Source organism: Streptomyces sp. NPDC048197, assembly GCF_043202395.1.
GTDB classification, from domain to species: Bacteria; Actinomycetota; Actinomycetes; order Streptomycetales; family Streptomycetaceae; genus Streptomyces; species Streptomyces siderophoricus.
In genome coordinates this window covers 17,052-33,084 of sequence record NZ_JBIDAJ010000044.1, presented here as the reverse complement: position 1 = coordinate 33,084, position 16,033 = coordinate 17,052, and the positions used below count along the sequence as shown (strand labels likewise).

Sequence of the window (16,033 nt, the reverse complement as noted above, 5' to 3'; positions counted from 1 at the left end):
CACGTTCGAACCCCGAACCATCTCCCCATCCGCAGGGCTGGCCCCACTGTGGTCACGGCGCGGCCCCGGCGACCGACCCTGACGGCTGCCATGGCATCCAAGTCCCCACTTTTTCTGCCTGCTTGGCCCACCTTAACGAGTCTGATCGCGCCGCCTACCTGGCCACCCTGTCGCCCGGCGACGCCATCGACCACCGCGGCACCGTCTTCACCGGCGAACTGCTCAGCGAACTGCTTTCCCCTCTGACGGACTCAGGCTCAGGCTTGCCCCGGTTCGGCAACGCCCGGTTCGACCGAGCAGAGTTCGGGGGCGACGCAGCCTTCGACGGGGCACAGTTCGCCGGCACTGTGTCGTTTGATGGCGCGGAGTTCGGCAACAGCGCCCAGTTCAACGGTGCCGAGTTCGACGGCGAAGCTCACTTCGAAAGGGTGCACTTCGCCGCCCACTCCTCCTTTGAGCTGGCGCAATTTCACGGCGGTGCATGGTTCGTCGAGGCGAGACTGGGCGGTACTGCCGACTTCGGTGGGGCAAAGTTCTACAACGACGCTTCCTTCGTCGGAGCGAAGTTCCACGACGTTGCCTGGTTCGGTGGGGCTGCGTTCCACGGTGACACCTGGTTCCGTCGCGCGGCGTTCCGCGGCGACGCCGTGTTCTTGAAGGCGGACTTCGAACACGTCTCAGGCATGGGACCGTTGGTGTGCACTGGGACGCTGGACCTGTCGGAGGCAGTTTTCGGAGCCGCCGTGACCATCGAGGTGGCAGCGAACGCCGTGCACTGCCGACGAACGCGGTGGGCGTCGACTGCCGCGCTGCGGCTGCGTTACGCCGCAGTGGATCTGAGCGACGCGGTCCTTGAGCACTCACTGAGTATCGCCGCACGCTCCCGGCCCTTCACCGTGGACGGCGAAGAATTGGTCGAGGTGGACCTGGCCCGGCCTGGCGTTTCGGTCCGATCGCTGCGAGGCGTGGACGCGGCGCACTTGGTGTTGAGCGACATCGACCTCCGCGACTGTCGGTTCGCAGGGACAATCCACCTTGACCAGCTCCGGCTGGAAGGGGTGTACACCCTGGCCGGCGCCCCCGGTGGGCTACGCCGACGCGGGATGCGGCTCAAGCGTTGGACGCCGCGCCGGACGCTGGTCGAAGAGCACCATTGGCGTGCAGCACGGTCCGAAGACCCAGACGGCTGGACCACTCCTGTCGAAGGGGACGAGGTGCTGGGGCCGACCGCCTTGGCGCCTGTGTACCGGCAACTACGCAAGAGCTTCGAAGACGGCAAGCATGAACCGGGAGCAGCCGACTTCTACTACGGCGAAATGGAGATGCGCCGTCACGCCGATGACATCCCCTGGGCCGAGCGGAGTCTGCTCACCGCGTACTGGGCTGTGTCCGGTTATGGACTACGGGCCTCCCGAGCCTTCACGTGGCTGATGGCAGCCATGGCTGCCACCGTGCTGGCGATGATGCTGTGGGGTCTTCCGCAGCACGATCTGAAGCCGACCAATACGGCTACATCGACCGGCTCCGGCCGGTTCGTGATCACCGCTGTCCCATCCGCCCCTATGAACCCCCATGGGGCGTATGGCGAGAGGCTGTCAGTCGAACGGTTCGAGAAGTCCCTGCGTGTGGTGATCAACTCGGTGGTGTTTCGTTCCACGGGTCAAGACCTCACCACCTTCGGCACGTACGCCGAGATGACCTCGCGGCTGAGCGAGCCCGTCCTGCTCGGCCTGGGCCTCCTCGCCATCCGTAACCGAGTCAAACGCTGAGAACCATCCACACCACAGTGATTCGTTCACACGCATCGTTTGCTTCAATTGCCGTCGCAGCCATCGACGTTGATGCGAGGCAGGCGAGCCGATGCGCGAGGGGCCCTGGCTGCCGCACGTACTGATGACGGTTCCGAGGACACCTGTTTGTCCCGGGACATTGCTCTTACTTGAACGTTGACTGATGTGCTGTCAGGGTCGCGACGCGAGGAACGGTATGGCGATCGAGCTGCCCGAACAGGTGGTGTCGTTCCTCCAGTTCATCGGGGTGAACCAGCCGAACATTGACGAGGACAAGGTCCGCGAATTCGCCTCTCACGTGCGGGACTTCGCGCAGAATGTGGATGACACCCACACGGACTCCACGGCCACGGTCAAGCAGTTGCAGGACGTGTACCAGGGTGCGTCGTACGAGGCGCTGCTGGCCAAGTGGGGCCAGATGTCCGACAGCCATATGACGGAGCTGGTCAACGCCTGTCATGTGGTGGCCGACGCACTGGACATCGCGGCGGACACGATCGTGGCGATGAAGCTGGAGGCGATCGCCGAACTCACCGTGCTGGCCATTACGTTCATCGCCGACCAGGCCGCCCCGGTCGCCACCCTCGGCATCGCGGAGGCGGCCGAAGCTCTGGTGATCGAGGCAGCCGAGAAACTGGGGAAACGCTGAGTTGGGACGAAGAGGTGGGTGCTGATGCCGGATGACAGGCGGCGGATTCAGACGGCGGTGTCGCCGCGTCGGCCGGAGTTGACTGCCGGCGGCGCGCTTGCCCGGGCCCGCAGAACACGCGCGCCTCACGGCACCAGGCAGCTTCGTTGAGGTTGCCCTGGCGTACGGAGCGCCAGGCTCATCCCGTTGGGGCGTTGGGTCCGTTCCGTAGGGCGATACATCGGCGGCCGTGAGGTCCAGGGGGAGCCGGGCGACGCGGACCGGGTGCCGCCAAGCTCCCCGATCCTCGGCTGTGTCGACCACGATCTCGGCGACCAGCTCGGGCTCGACCAGGAGGACGTCGAGTGGGGTTCGGCACCCCATGAGGTGGTGAACGGACGCCTCCCAGGGGTGGCCCGGCCCGGCCGGCGACAGTTGGTCGGCCGGCTGCCGGGCGGCTTCGGGGCGCAACCGAGTGCTCCGACCGACGGGTCGCTCCAGGCGCTCTTCGTCATGCGGGCACCCCGGCCTCGTCCATGACCGCGACCATCTCACTCTGGGGAAGGGCCGGGTTGGCGCCCGCACTGCAGGCCAGTTCGGGCAGGGCGAGGGCCTCCAGGAGCCGCGGGAGCGGCAGGCGTGGGTCGCCGGCCGCCGCCTGCCGCGTCCAGACGTCCGGGTCGTGGCTGAGCCGCTCGATCAGATCGGGGCCGGCGGCGGGATCGCGGACCGCCAGCTGTCGGTAGATCCCGTTCGGATGATCCGCGTAGCGGGCAGCGAGCCCCTCTCGGGGGAAGCGGGGGTGGCCGGTCGCCATCCAGGCGGAGAACGTCCCGCCGAGCCGTGCGTACACGCTCATCAGGACCTCCTCCGGGGTGTCGGGGTGGTACACGGCCAGGTGGGTTCGCACGAGGTCGTCTGTGTCCTCGGCCAGTAGCCGCAGGAGATCGGGTGGCAGATGGGGGCTGCGGGCCGCGGCGCGGCGCAGCAGTGGATGGCCGGAGGTCACGGCCCGGTGCAGCACGTGCCGGTCGGCGATGCCGGCCGCCACCCAGTCCACGTCACCCCGTGCGTACGGGGCCACTGTGAAGTCGATCGCGGCGCGTCGGGCTTCGGTCAGCTCGGGCCTGAGGGAGACGGCGAGCCGCACCCCTTCGTCGGGGTCGACGGCAAGACGGTCCACAAGGTCGGCCGGCAGGGACGGATTAGCGGCGAGTTCAACCAGGTGGCTGCCCTCGGCGAGGAACCGCTCGGCGTCCGCGCGGTCGAGAAGCCCCCGGCGCAGCGCCTCGGGCAGGGCGGCGGGGTCCTGAAGCAGCGCCGACGTGAGCCCTGCGTCGTCAGGACACGCGCACAGCGCGGCCGATCGCCGTACCTCAGGGTCGGGGTCATCGAGCAGCGTGGCGCGCCCGTCCGCCGCCAGTTCGTCCCAGACACGCAGGGCGGCACGTCGTGCGGCCGGATCGGGATGCCCAACCAGGGAGGCGAGGAAGGACGGCGCCAAGTGGCGCGAGTCCAACAGCGCGGTCCGTACGGACGCTTCGGGGTCTTCGAGGAGGCGCCCGCACACGGCGTCCGGCAGCGGACGGACCTTCGTCCGGTGGTCGTGGGTCCACTCGGGTCCGTGCGCGACGGCGGCCCGCACCTTGGGCGAGGCATCGTCCGCGAGCCGGGCCCGCTGCTCGGGCTCCGCCTGGCCGCTCAACGCGAACTCGACTCGCGCGTCCAGGACCGGGTGGGTGAGAACAGCCGCCACGGCCGATTCAGGCAGCCCCCTCCGGTGGAGAGCTTGGAAGGGAGGGCCGTGGCCCCCGCCGTCGAAGGCGATCAGCCGCAGCAGCAGCGGTGTGGGAAGAGCCGGGTTGGCGGCGACTCCGTCCAGCGCGGAGGAATAGAAGGCGACCATGTCTCAGCTCCCCGCCCCGTTGCTTTGTGCGCAGTCCCAGCGGATGCCTGCACGGCATCGGCCTTTCGGGTCAACACGCCGCCATCCTGCCACGGGCCAGTCTGCCTCCGCACATGATCACCACGCCCCTGCACCATGTCAGGTGCTCATACTGCTCACTGACATTCCTTGCCAGTCAGCAGTCTTGGCCAACCACCAGAGGATCCAAACGAAACTGCCTAGCTAGGCCGTAACGCAGGTGACTTCGGGGTGTCCGGCGCGTTCGCAGTTCCCTGCACGCGACAGCGAACCACCAGCTCGACTGTGCGAATTCCTCGCCTCACGCCACGGTGTCCTTCGACTGGGGTGCGCGTGGGCGGCACTGGGGCAGAACGCCACGCGCCTGCAACGAGAATCGGTCCAGCCGCTTGGCCAGCTGCCGGGCCGATTCCCCGGCGGCGATGCCGCGGGATGTCTCCTGGCGCTCGTTGCCACTCAGATGCCGTGTCGATCGTTCGTACAGCCAGGTCATTGAGCTGTTCGGTGTGGTCAGCGTTTGATGCGGCCGCGTATGGCGAGGGCGGCGAGGGCGAGGAGGGTGGGTTCGAGGAGGCGGGAGGTCAATTCGATGTAGGTGCCTGCGGTGGTGAGGTTCTGTCCGCTGGAGCGGAAGGCGACGGAGTTGACGGCGATGCGGGTGGCTTTCTCCGCGCGGGCCCAGGTGATGCGCTTTGCCCATCCATCGTGCAGGGCGGGGTCGGGGGTCGTGGTGTTGAGGCTGATCCTGCTGCCGCGGAGAGTGCCGGTGGTGGCGGGGTCGGGGTCGTGGGTGGGCAGGCCGAAACCCATGAGCAAGAGGATGGTGAGGGACATGGCGGCCAGCAGCCACCGCACGGCCCAGACCTGCTGGCAGAGCATCGCTTACACCGACGTCCAGTGCGCTCTGGCGGGCGACCCGTTCGGCTGCGGTCACGAGGTCGATGGGGGCTTCGGACAGTCAGACGCGTGAGCGGTGCAGGAATACCTCGCCCAGCAGCCGGTTGCCGGAGGCGTTGGCCTCACCTTTTTCTTGATGGGTTTGATCTTGTACTCACCGGTGCCTATCTGCATCGGCCACCGGTACACCACGACGCCCCCGGGGCATGCCGGGGGCGAGGGGGGCTGTGTCTGGGGTGAGGGGAGAGGCGGCCCCTTCCCTTGGCGCCGGTGAGGGTCGTGCCGGCGTCCGGAATGCGGAGCCAAACCGGTGGACGAGCCCTGGGAGAAGCTGCTTCGATCGGTTTCCAAGGTCGGGACATGGAAGGCACCCACCCTGTGATCACCATCCCCCTGAGCGCGGACGCGCTGGCGGCCACCCGGTTCGCGGTCTCGCCTCTGATGCACGCCGGAGCCGTGCTGCACCCGTGCCGGCCGAACGAGGTGCCCCACGGCTCCTTACCGAGCCGCGAAGTCACCGACGTCCTACAGGAGAAGCGGCTGCACCTGCTTGCCGCGGTACGAAAAGTGGTACACGCCTTCGCTCCGGTCTTCTACGCTCCGGTCTTCCTGACGCCCCCGCCGCCCGCCGGCCGTCCCCCGGATCCGCACGAGGATCTCCACCGCGTCGCCACCGCCCCCAGCCACCTCGTGGCTCGGCAGATCAGCCGACTGCTCGGGGCGGAGCCGCAGCAGACCCCCGCCGCCTCGACCGCGCTGCGCACCTTGCGGGACACCGTGGACCGCGGCGAGCGGAACTTCGCCGACCGACTCGCCTGCGAAATGGACGCGTTCTGGGACGGGCACCTCGCTCGGCAGTGGTCGGCCGTCGCCGCCCACGCGGAGGAGGACATCACCCTGCGGACCAGGCTTCTCGCGGACCACGGCATGGGTAGCGCACTGGAATCGCTGCACGAGGCATTCTGCTACGGCGATGGATCCCTCCGCCTGCTCGACCGGCTCAACGCCGAGGTACCGGGGAGCACACACCTCGTCCTCTTCCCCTCACCTCTGGCACACAACTGGCTGCTCAGCGTCGACCCCCGCGGGGAACGCCCCGTCTATCTCATCTACCCCACACACCCAAAAGCCGCGTCAGCCCGACCGAACACAGAAGCAGAACAGGCGCTGAGCGAGGTAGTTGGCGCCACCCGCTCTGCCCTGCTGGCCGACCTGGACGTGCCGCGCACCACCACCCAGCTAGCCGCACTGCACCACCTGAGCCCCGCGACCGTCTCCTACCACCTGGCCCGACTCCACCGGGCCGGCCTGGTCACCCGTGCCCGGATCCGCAATTGCGTGTACTACCAGCGCAGCAGCGAGCCCTCCGGCACCTTGTAGACAACGCCGCCCTCACGCCACGGTCACCGACCACGCCGTGGCACGCCCCCCGTGCCCGAAAGGGTTTGCACCCAGGCGCAGTTGGACCATTCCCAACTCCCCCTGCATCGCGGTCTTCCAAGTCACCGCCGCGCCTCACGTCTCTCACTGATCATTCGAATCTCCTCGAATCACCTTCTGCCTCGCTGCACCGAGGGCTTGAATCATCGTGCAGCACCGGCCGTACTCCCCACCCTGGGCACGGGCGGACCGGCCAGCACTCGACCAACATCACGTGCATCCCATCCCTATCCGTCACATAGCCGAAGCAGCGGGCCCCGGTGGCCGGTGAATGAACAGTCTGAGGCGTTGCGTCCCACAGTTCATCGCCTGGCCCGCCATCAGGCGCGCCCGCACCGCGGCACCTACGCACACAGAACAGTGGCGCAGGACTCATCACACGGAGGATCTGACATGCGAATGCGTTCGTTCGGCCTTGCCTTGACCACGGGGATCGTGACTTGCGTTGGCGTACTCGGTACCAGTTCAGCGCAAGCGAACAGCAATTCCCCGGCGGAGACAGTCAACGCGAGCAGCGTGGGAACGGCGGCAGACGCCCCTCACACTGCTTCCTCCAAGCAGAGCCTCCCGCACAGCTCCAAGTTCGGGAAGAAGATCTACATCGTCGGGAAGTCCCCAGGCTGTCGCATCATGGCCTTTGTCGGAGCGAACAAGGATCGCGCCTCCGGGTTTTTGAAGGTCACCTGTGAGCACAAGGTGAAGTCCACCATTGCCGGCGCCTTGTCCCTCAACAACCAGAAGTTCAACGACGTGCGGCTGCGGGCCTACGGCAAGACGATGTCCACCAAGTGGGTCAGTCTCAAGAACCCCAAGGGCACCCAGAAATTCTGCATGATGGGATGGTGGATGCACCCCCTGTACCCGGAACCCCAGAACCGCAGCGAAGCCAAAGCCTGCGTTAAGTACTGACTCGGCTGCCCAGGGCTGTCCTGTCGGTCATAGAGGCATCACCGGACATGTCTGAGCGCTGAAACCACACTCCTGGAGGATGGCGACGGCAGAGTGCAGCAACCACACGAGGGCCTGCTACGTTGCCACCAAGGCGGTCAAGGACCATTCGAAGGTTCAGAGGTGGATCACCAAAGCCACCGGCTCGTGGGGCAAGGGAAAGAGCACGAGTGTGTGGAGCAAGCCTCTCTCGGGCTGAGACGCCCCAAAACCCAATCACCACCCACGACTGAGCCAGGCCGAGTCCTTGATCCAGGCCCATTCTTCCCGGGTGGTGCTGTCCTTTCAGATCAGCACCACCCGGCCTGACAACGAGTAATGGGCCTTCTTCGCCAAGGCTCTGTAGCTGGGGCCTCCCGCCGCAGCTCCCACACCAGCCGCTGCACCGGCTCCGCCTCAGGGCCAACCGAGTACTCACGCCGCCCCACCCGCGCCCCGTCCGAGGCACTCCGCTCACGCCCGTCAGCCCTCACGAGCTCCCTTGACTCCCTGGGCCCGACCCGCCAACGACACCGTTGTCCGGGTTGTTTGCCGATCGCCACCTGAGCACTCGGACAGCCCCTCACCTCCCACAGAGCCATTCACGCCGGCGCCGACCTGGCGACGGCACCGTGACAACCCAAGGACGGATCACATGAAGCACAAGCTCGCCCTCACCGCAGCCACCGCGGTCCTCAGCGCAGGAAGCCTGGCCGGCGTGGCTCAGACCGCCACTGGCACGCCCGCTGCCGCTGCCACCACCACTACAGCAGCCGAGGCAACGAAGACCTGCCACACGGGACCGGGAACCTGCGTCCTGAACAAGAGGCACCCCCACAAGGGAACGGTCACGGTAAAGGTAAACGTCTTCGGAAAGAAGAAGCCCGGCCCGCTCTACGGTTGGGATCTTCGCAAGGGCGACAAGATTCTCTGCACAGGGGAAGTGCGGGAGTACTGGAAGACGAAGACAAAGAAGTGCACGAAGATCCCCAAAGGAACCATCAAGCTGAACGTGCCGCACCGCAAGGGCGCGGCGGTAAGCATGTCCTGGTGACCCAGGCAATAGCCCCTACCCATCAACCCGGTCCGTAGAAGCCCTGGCAGATATCTCCCGCCAGGGCCAGGCCGCCGAACTGGACCCCGGGCCTCTCATGGGCCCGGGGACAGATCCGGATCGAGGCGCGGCCAGTGCTGACCGGTGGACGGCGTCGACTGCGCGCGCCTCGTTCCTCCTCGGGCGTGGCGCCGCAACCGCCTACGCTGGCCCCGTGGTCTCGCTCGGCGGAGGACGGCAGCCGGCCGCCCGCTTGTGCGTGGGGGAGAGGACCAGGGCCAGGCCGGTAAGGTGAGCTGTGCCCGCTGCCGCAAGCCCACCAAGTGCCCGACCAGAGCCGCGTGGTGCGGGGCGGGTGCTGCCCACTCGCTTCCAGGCGTTGGATCGGCCGGCTCCTTCCTGGGAAGCAGTGGGGCTGGAAGGTGTTGTCTGCAAGGGCCTTGGGCGACCTTGTTGCCGCACCATCGCAACGGCCCTCAGACGACGTCGAATTCATTGCCCTCGGGGTCTTGCATGGCGGCGGCGTAGAACTCCATGTCCGGCTCATCCTTGATCCGCAGCACGGTGGCACCAGCCTTGACCAGCCGTTCCACCGTAGCCTTGACCCGCTGTGTGCGGACGTCCAGTGGGACATCACGGCCCCCGCCGACCTTCAGGTCGAAGTGCCACCGGTTCTTGGCGACCTTCGGCTCCGGAACCTGCTGGAACCACACCCTCGGTCCACGCCCTGCGGGATCGATGATCGACTCCGGAATGTCCCCGGCACCGGTCGGCAACTCTGCCTCGGGCACGCCCATGGCCGCCCAGTAGGCACGCCAGGTGGCGTGCCCGCCCGGCGGAGGCTCAGGCACGTAGCCCAGGGCCTCGGCCCAGAAAGTCACCATTCTCTGCGGATCGGAGCAGTCGATCGCCAGCTGCACTGTCATCTCCATGGTCGAAGCATCCCAGGTAGGTCTGACAGCCTCATCCACTTTCGCAACAAGCCCTAGAGTCTGCGTGCATAAAGCGGCGTGGAACGCCTCAGCACCTGGTTCGGCGAACTGCACACACGTGAGGGAAGCGAGCACCTGCCGGTGGAGTGTGCGGCGTCGGGGCCCGGGCGCGTGTGTCGTGGTCGTCGACGGCGATGGAGGCTTGGAAGTAGGGGCTCCCGGCACCAAGTTACGTGTGGCAACCATGCAGGCCGTCTACCGGTACCTTCGCGCCAACACCGCCAACACCGCCAACACCGCCAACTCCGCCAACTCCGCCAACTCCGCCAACTCCGCCAACTCCGCCAACTCCGCCAACACCGCAAAGACGAGGCGGGGCCTCAGGCAGGTCAGGTGAGACCGCCGTCGGCGCGGATGTTCTGGCCGGTGACCCAACGGTTGTCTGCGCGGACGAGCAGGGCGACGAGGTCGGCTACGTCACTGGGCCGGCCGATCCGGCCGAGCGCGGTCATGGCGGCGGCTCCGTCCAGTGCGCCTGGTGGGGCGCTGTTCCGGAGGAGGTCCGTGTCGGTGGGGCCGAGCGAGAGGGTGTTGGCCGTGATGCCCCTGCCACCGAGTTCGCGGGAGGCCACGCGGGTGATCTGTTCGACGGCAGCCTTGCTGGCAGCGTAGATGGCCTCGCCCGGGCTGGGCCAATGCGTGCCGACCGTGGAGATGGTGATGATCCGTCCGCCGTCGCGCATGCGGACTGCGGCCTGCTGCACGGCCAGGAAGGTACCTCTCGCATTCACAGCCATCACTCGCTCCCAGTCATCGACCGTGGCTTCGGCGATGGGTGCACTGGTGAACACCCCGGCGTTGACGACAAGAATGTCCAGCCCGCCGACCCCGGCCTCGCGGAAGGCTTGGTCAGCCGCAGTGAAAGCCTCAGCGATCTCGTCGGGCGCGGCGAGATCGAGAGGTACTGCGTACGCCCTGCCGTTCAGCTCGGCGATTTCGGTGACCAGACTGTCGGCTTCCTGGGCCTGCGTGTGGTAGGTGAACACCACAGTGGCGCCGTCCGCAGCCAGCCGGCGCGCGATCGCGCGGCCGGTACCGCGCGATCCGCCGGTGACCAGAGCACCGCACCCTGCCAGCGGCCGAGTGGAAGCATCAGATGAGTCCGTCGAAGAAGTCATGACGGCACGATGACATCGATTGCGGCACAGCTCCGTCCTCAATCGCGGAAAGAGTGACAGACGTCGAAATCGCCCAGGAGAGCGGCCCGGAATCCGGCATGGTCCCACGCTGCTGAGCCGACCGGGGCGGAGTACTGGGCTGCGGACGGCGTGGACCCGACGCCGGCCGGTCACGCCGCACTCGCGGCGGCTGGCTGCGCCTGGTCATTTGACCGCGTCTCGCGGTCGCGGCCCAGGGATTCGTTGAGCCGTTGGGGCGGGGCGGGTGGCAGGCGACAACTGGTAGTTGTCGGACTTGCTGGTTGGTTGTTGGAGCGCGGCGCACCCGCGGGGGTTGCATTCTCTGCATGCAAAGACTGATTTCGACCGGGGGAGCAGCGCGTCTGGTTGCCTTCGCCGAGACCCTGGCGGCCGGTGAGGCGGCGGGAAGGTGCGGGTCGCCGGCACCGAAAGAGGGCGAGGCGTTCCTTCTCCGTCACTTTCGACCGGGGCTGTTGTCGGGCAGAGACGCCGCGGGGCGGGTCGTGCAGACCGTGGCTGAGGGCGAGGGTGCCGACATGGGCACCCCAGTGGGCCGGTGTTCGCCGCGGGGCGGCTGGCCCGTTGTGCCGGCGGAAGGAACGCCGTGAATGCCGCCGAGTTCGCCGCCGCCCAGTGGACGCGTGCGACCGGCGCGGGCGTCGATCCTCACGAGTACCGACGGGTTACCGACGGCCTTGTCTCCGTGGCCGATTGGGGACCATCCTTCCTGCGTACCGGACACCTCTACCTGCAGCGTGCGGATCAGGCCGGATCGTCCGTCTCGGCGGGTGAGTACCTGCTGACGGCGGCTCGCTGGTTCCACCTCGCCACGCTCGCGCCGTATGCGGAGGCAAGCCGTGCCGCGGCCGAAGCGGACCATGCGTTGGGTCGAGCGCTCACTGTGCTGGAGCCTGGTGCGCGGCGGGTGAGCGGTGAGGGATTCATCGGCTGGCTGCGCGGCCGCTCCGACGCCCCTGCGCTCGTGATCGTTGTCCCCGGCCTGGACTCGGCCAAGGAGGAGTTCCTCGCTCTGGTGTCCGCGCTGCTGGCCAGGGGCTTGGCGGTGTTCGCGATGGATGGACCCGGGCAGGGCGCGCTCGCGGCCACGGCCACCCTCCGGCCGGACTACGAACAGGTGGTCGGCCGGGTCATCGATGCCCTCGGTTTCGCACGCATCGGACTCGTCGGCCTCAGCCTGGGAGGCTATTTCGCGGCCCGGACCGCGGCGCTGGACCCGCGCGTGACCGCGGTCGCCTCCGTCAGCGGCCCGTTCCGCCTTGACTGGGAGAAACTGCCCGAGGCGGTGCGGGACATCATGGCCCGACGCGCCGGAGGTCATGGCGCCGCCCGAGCCTTCGCCGGCCATGTGGACCTCGCTGCTCTGTCACCGCGTATCGCGGCTCCGCTGATGGTCGTCGACGGAGGTCAGGACGTCATACCTGGCGTGATGAACGGCGAGTCGTTGGCCCGTCTGGCACCGCACGGGACCTACCTGTCCGTCCCACACGGCGACCACCTTCTTGGCAACGCACGACCCGACTGGCTGCCCCACCTCACCGACCACCTCACGCGCGCTCTGACGGGAGCACCGACATGAACCGCTTCACCGGGAAGACCATCCTCATCACCGGCGGCACCAGCGGCATGGGCCTGGCGACCGCACACCGACTCCTCGCCGAAGGCGCCCACGTCGTCGTCACCGGCCGCACCCGCGCACGGGTGGACTCGGCCGTCCAGCAGCTCGGTCCCCACGCTTCAGGCATCGTCGCGGACGTCGCCGATCTCGGTGCGCTGGACGCACTGATGGAGATGGTCCGAAGCCGTCATGGCCGTCTCGACAGTCTCTTCGCGAACGCGGGCGCCGGCACGTTCTCGCCGTTTGAGGACATCACCGAGCGGGACTTCGACCACGGCGTCGCCGTGAACCTCAAGGGTGTGTTCTTCACTGTCCAGAAGGCACTACCGCTCCTGGTGGACAAGGGTTCCGTCGTCATCAACGCGTCCTGGACGCTCCACCGCGGCAATAGCGTCCTCACCTTGTACTCGGCGACCAAGGCTGCCGCTCACAACCTGGCCCGGACCCTCGCTGCGACACTCGCCCCGCGCGGCATCCGTGTCAATTCCATCAGCCCCGGGTACATCGACACCCCGATGTATCCCTACGCCGCACTGAGCACGGCCGAAGCAAAGGAGCTGACCGGCCGGATCGTCGCGGGCCGCTTCGGGCGCCCCGAAGAGATCGCAGCGGCGGTGGCCTTCCTCGCCTCGTCCGACGCGTCCTATGTCAACGGCCAGGACCTTGTTGTCGACGGGGGTCTGCTCGGCGCGGTACCCGCATGAGGTCCCGTTCGTGCTGCCCGACGGGTCGCCAATACTCGCATGGGAGTTCACCTCGGCCTCGGCCGATCAGGCGGAGCTTCCGAAACGCTGGGAACTGTTCTCCAACATGCGCAGGCTCACCGCGAGTTCGCAGCGTTTGTTTGACTGACCAGCTTGACCAGCTTGACCAGCTTGACCGGCGCAGGGCTGTGTGCGGCCGACCGCTCCGTATGTGTACGGGCGGACAGGTCGTACGCGGCCGTGGTCAGCGTCCCTGGCGTTACGCAGCAGCGCGAGATCGAGCATCGGATGCCGCTGCCGCCGCTCGACCAGGACGAATACCGCCGTCAGCACAACGGACCCGGTCAGCATGCCGAGCACGCTCGTACTGGCCCAGCCCCACTGCGGGCCTTCGACCACGCCGAGCATGAGCAAGAAGAGACCGGCCACCAGGCTGGCCGTGCCTGTCCAGTCGACGACGGCCGCCGAGGCGTCGCGGGACGCCCGCATACCCACTGTGGTCAGCATCACCAGCGCCATCAGCAGCGCGTGCACGCCGAAGAACGAGCGCCGGCCCCAGGCGTCCGCCAGTACCCCGGCCACCATCGCGCCCAGGACCAACCCGGCGCCCGTCATGATGCCAACGGCTGCGAACTCCCTGGTGCTGTGCGCGGTGAGCTCCGCCAACCTGACTCCGTGCAGCCCTGGCGAACCCCGGCGCACGCCGGGGTTGCGGCGGCTTCAGGCGCGCGCGGCCAGGCCGTCCCGCTCGCGGTCATCGGGCGGCTCAGTCAGTGGCTTCGGGCTCCAGCCGGTCGGTGACGATCTCGGTCATCGACAGGCAGTCGCCGCCGAGGGTGACTCCGCTCGCGGTCACGCTCGGCGTGAGGGAGATGGGGCAGGCACCGGGACGGTCGAGGGCGAAGAGGCCGAAGGTGGCAGCCCCATCGGCGATTTCATCGCTGTTGGCGTGGCCGAAATAGGCCTCAACCCCGTTGGGCTGGCAGAGCATCACGTGGAATCCGCCGCTGCCGTCGGGCCAGGTGAGGATCAGGTAGCGCACCGAGTAGTCCGTACCGAGCGGCGCGAGCGTGGTGACCACTCCGGCGATCGAAGGCCCCTGCAGGAATGTGTCCGGCATACCCATCTGGATGTCGGAGTCGACGCAGAGCAGCATCCGTTCGTCCCCGCACTCGATGGCGAGCATCCCCTCCCGTTCGGGCCGTACCAGGTACAGCTCGCCGGCCGACATCCGGCTCAGCAGCGCGAAGTCCTCCTCCGTCGGCGGAGAGGTGCTGATGAAGAACACCTTGTCCTCGTTGGCCGGGATCGCAACGATGCGTGAATCGTCCGCGGGGGTGAGTTCAAAGCCCGACCGCCCGGCCCGGTAGGCGATCACCGACAGTGCGAAGGTGGCCTGGTCGCCGACCGGATCCCCGGCCGGGGGCGCCATCTGGGCGAGGACGTCCAGGGAATCGGAGTGGGCCACCTGCTGCAGGGTGCGCCAGGCGGCCAGCGCGATGACCGGTTCGTCGGAGACTGCCGCGGCCTGGGCCAACGGCACGGCGTCCTGGCCCATCACCGCGGCACGGTCGAGCGCTGCGGCGACCGTGAAGGGGTCGGGCGCAGGCTCCGCCAGCACCTGTCCGACCGCCTGTGCCAGCGCCCCCAGCGGGCTCGGGTCGATCAGGGAGAGGATGCCCAGAGCGCGGACCCGGTTTTCGTCGTCCGCGGCGAGCGTACGGCTCAGGGCGTCGGCCAGGTCGTCGGCGTCGAGCGCGGCCAGGAGCGAGGCGTCCGCCCCGTCCTTGGACGCGAGCAGTTGGTCGATGCGGTCGGTCATGGTGCTCTCCGCGCCTCTCTCGCAACCCCGTGGGGGCTGACAGGGGCCTGTGGGTCTGACAGAAGACCGCTGGGTCCGACAGGGGACTGACAGGGGACTGACAGGGGTCTGACCTACAGGGTGACCTGGCAATGTGTGATCATCTTGACCGCCTGGGCGGGCGTGATCCCGGTGTTGGTACCCGACTGCGCCCGCATGAAGTTCGCGGGGCCGCACAGCGATTCGTCCTTCTCGCAGTGCGGCAGGCCAAGGAAGTGACCGACCTCGTGGGCGAAGGTGTTGCCGCTGTCCGCCGTGCTTCCGTTCAGGGACACCACCGGCGCTCTCAGTCGGCCCCTGGCCTTGTTCTTCCCGCACGCGCCGGGTGTGGGGGAGTATCCGACGTCGGTGGGGTGGAACATGCGCTTCACGACGAACACGTCGAGAGCGTCGTTGCTGCGCACGGCAAACCGGTCGGCCAGGGCCATGGCGTCGGCTGAGTTGAAGATGATGGCGTCCACCCCGGCGACCCTGTGTTCGATCTTGAAGCGGTGAATCGTACCGATCACCGGGCCATGGGTGGCGAAGATCGTCTTCATGATGTCCACGGAGTCGTTGACCTGCTTCAACTCGGCTGGAGTGAAGATGTCCTCCGAGACCACGATCAGGTTGATGTCGAAGTGCACGGCCATGACGGCTCCAGAGGTGGCGATGCCGGAGGCGACGACTCCAGAGGTCTCTCAGCAAAAGGATGACGCCGGATCCGGAGGGCCGCCACTTGACGGTTTCTCTCGACGGTTTTTCTTGTGCCATTTCTCTTGTGCCATCGGGCGTTGTCTGTGCCATCCGGTGTTGTCGTCTCAAGCCCTCGTCCAGTGACCTGCCGCTCAAGTGGTGGCGGGTTTCGAGCTCGGACAGACTGGGTGAGAGGGACGGATGGACGCTTGTGTGCCGGCGGCCAGTATCCGGCCCGCCCGCCTGCAGGAGCGCCAGCTGTTCGTCGAGGTACGTCGAGGTACGTCGAGGTTGCGCCAATGGCCAGGCAAGGTGACCAACAGCAAGTGCGGGTTCGACGGTGGTTCGACGGAAGCATCAACCGTG

General features: G+C 67.5%; 15 protein-coding genes. 8 read left to right on the top strand and 7 right to left on the bottom strand.

Annotation, left to right across the window (positions count from 1 at the left end):
* The first annotated feature begins 122 nt into the window (after positions 1-122).
* A complete protein-coding gene (locus ACGF4C_RS34960; RefSeq protein ID WP_393571986.1) occupies positions 123-1,769 on the top strand; it encodes a pentapeptide repeat-containing protein in 1,647 nt (548 codons plus the stop codon).
* A 217-nt stretch (positions 1,770-1,986) separates the two neighbouring features.
* The gene (locus tag ACGF4C_RS34955; protein ID WP_393571984.1) at positions 1,987-2,439 is read left to right on the top strand and encodes a WXG100 family type VII secretion target; all 453 of its coding nucleotides are present in this window, start codon (positions 1,987-1,989) and stop codon (positions 2,437-2,439) included.
* A gap of 490 nt (positions 2,440-2,929) precedes the next feature.
* Here the strand turns inward: ACGF4C_RS34955 and ACGF4C_RS34950 are convergent, their stop codons facing one another.
* The gene (locus ACGF4C_RS34950) at positions 2,930-4,324 is read right to left on the bottom strand and encodes a Mucin-2 (protein WP_393571982.1); all 1,395 of its coding nucleotides are present in this window, start codon (positions 4,322-4,324) and stop codon (positions 2,930-2,932) included.
* 528 nt (positions 4,325-4,852) lie between these two features.
* A complete protein-coding gene (locus tag ACGF4C_RS34945) occupies positions 4,853-5,221 on the bottom strand; it encodes a hypothetical protein (RefSeq protein ID WP_393571980.1) in 369 nt (122 codons plus the stop codon).
* A 378-nt stretch (positions 5,222-5,599) separates the two neighbouring features.
* Between ACGF4C_RS34945 and ACGF4C_RS34940 the strand changes: the two genes are divergently transcribed.
* From ACGF4C_RS34940 to ACGF4C_RS34930, 3 genes are all read left to right on the top strand, one after another.
* Positions 5,600-6,619, top strand: coding sequence for an ArsR/SmtB family transcription factor (locus ACGF4C_RS34940; protein WP_393571978.1), 1,020 nt, complete (start codon positions 5,600-5,602; stop codon positions 6,617-6,619).
* Between the two features lie 459 nt (positions 6,620-7,078).
* On the top strand, positions 7,079-7,588 hold the full coding sequence (locus tag ACGF4C_RS34935) for a hypothetical protein (RefSeq protein ID WP_393571976.1): 510 nt from the start codon (positions 7,079-7,081) through the stop codon (positions 7,586-7,588).
* Positions 7,589-8,261: 673 nt separating this feature from the next.
* Positions 8,262-8,660, top strand: a complete 399-nt coding sequence (locus ACGF4C_RS34930) for a hypothetical protein (RefSeq protein WP_393571974.1) — start codon at positions 8,262-8,264, stop codon at positions 8,658-8,660.
* A 476-nt stretch (positions 8,661-9,136) separates the two neighbouring features.
* Here the strand turns inward: ACGF4C_RS34930 and ACGF4C_RS34925 are convergent, their stop codons facing one another.
* A complete protein-coding gene (locus tag ACGF4C_RS34925) occupies positions 9,137-9,592 on the bottom strand; it encodes a VOC family protein (RefSeq protein ID WP_393572032.1) in 456 nt (151 codons plus the stop codon).
* A 235-nt stretch (positions 9,593-9,827) separates the two neighbouring features.
* On the opposite strand from ACGF4C_RS34925, the gene ACGF4C_RS34920 reads away from it, so the two are divergent.
* The gene (locus ACGF4C_RS34920) at positions 9,828-9,989 is read left to right on the top strand and encodes a hypothetical protein (RefSeq protein WP_393571972.1); all 162 of its coding nucleotides are present in this window, start codon (positions 9,828-9,830) and stop codon (positions 9,987-9,989) included.
* On the opposite strand, the gene ACGF4C_RS34915 is transcribed toward ACGF4C_RS34920, so the two are convergent.
* Positions 9,982-10,770 carry an SDR family oxidoreductase gene (locus tag ACGF4C_RS34915; protein ID WP_393571970.1) on the bottom strand — a complete coding sequence of 263 codons (789 nt, stop codon included), beginning with the start codon at positions 10,768-10,770 and terminating at the stop codon, positions 9,982-9,984. The genes ACGF4C_RS34920 and ACGF4C_RS34915 overlap by 8 nt on opposite strands.
* Before the next feature lie 625 nt (positions 10,771-11,395).
* On the opposite strand from ACGF4C_RS34915, the gene ACGF4C_RS34910 reads away from it, so the two are divergent.
* Together ACGF4C_RS34910 and ACGF4C_RS34905 are read left to right on the top strand one after the other, a co-directional pair.
* Positions 11,396-12,388 (top strand): alpha/beta hydrolase family protein, encoded by a 993-nt coding sequence (locus ACGF4C_RS34910; protein WP_393571968.1) that lies wholly within the window; start codon positions 11,396-11,398, stop codon positions 12,386-12,388.
* Positions 12,385-13,131 carry an SDR family NAD(P)-dependent oxidoreductase gene (locus ACGF4C_RS34905; RefSeq protein WP_393571966.1) on the top strand — a complete coding sequence of 249 codons (747 nt, stop codon included), beginning with the start codon at positions 12,385-12,387 and terminating at the stop codon, positions 13,129-13,131. The genes ACGF4C_RS34910 and ACGF4C_RS34905 overlap by 4 nt, the downstream gene beginning before the upstream one ends.
* Before the next feature lie 66 nt (positions 13,132-13,197).
* On the opposite strand, the gene ACGF4C_RS34900 is transcribed toward ACGF4C_RS34905, so the two are convergent.
* The 3 genes from ACGF4C_RS34900 to ACGF4C_RS34890 form a co-directional block, all read right to left on the bottom strand.
* Positions 13,198-13,797 (bottom strand): hypothetical protein, encoded by a 600-nt coding sequence (locus ACGF4C_RS34900; protein WP_393571964.1) that lies wholly within the window; start codon positions 13,795-13,797, stop codon positions 13,198-13,200.
* Positions 13,798-13,897: 100 nt separating this feature from the next.
* Positions 13,898-14,953 (bottom strand): hypothetical protein, encoded by a 1,056-nt coding sequence (locus tag ACGF4C_RS34895; RefSeq protein ID WP_393571962.1) that lies wholly within the window; start codon positions 14,951-14,953, stop codon positions 13,898-13,900.
* Positions 14,954-15,066: 113 nt separating this feature from the next.
* On the bottom strand, positions 15,067-15,624 hold the full coding sequence (locus tag ACGF4C_RS34890) for a hypothetical protein (RefSeq protein WP_393571960.1): 558 nt from the start codon (positions 15,622-15,624) through the stop codon (positions 15,067-15,069).
* Positions 15,625-16,033 lie beyond the last annotated feature (409 nt).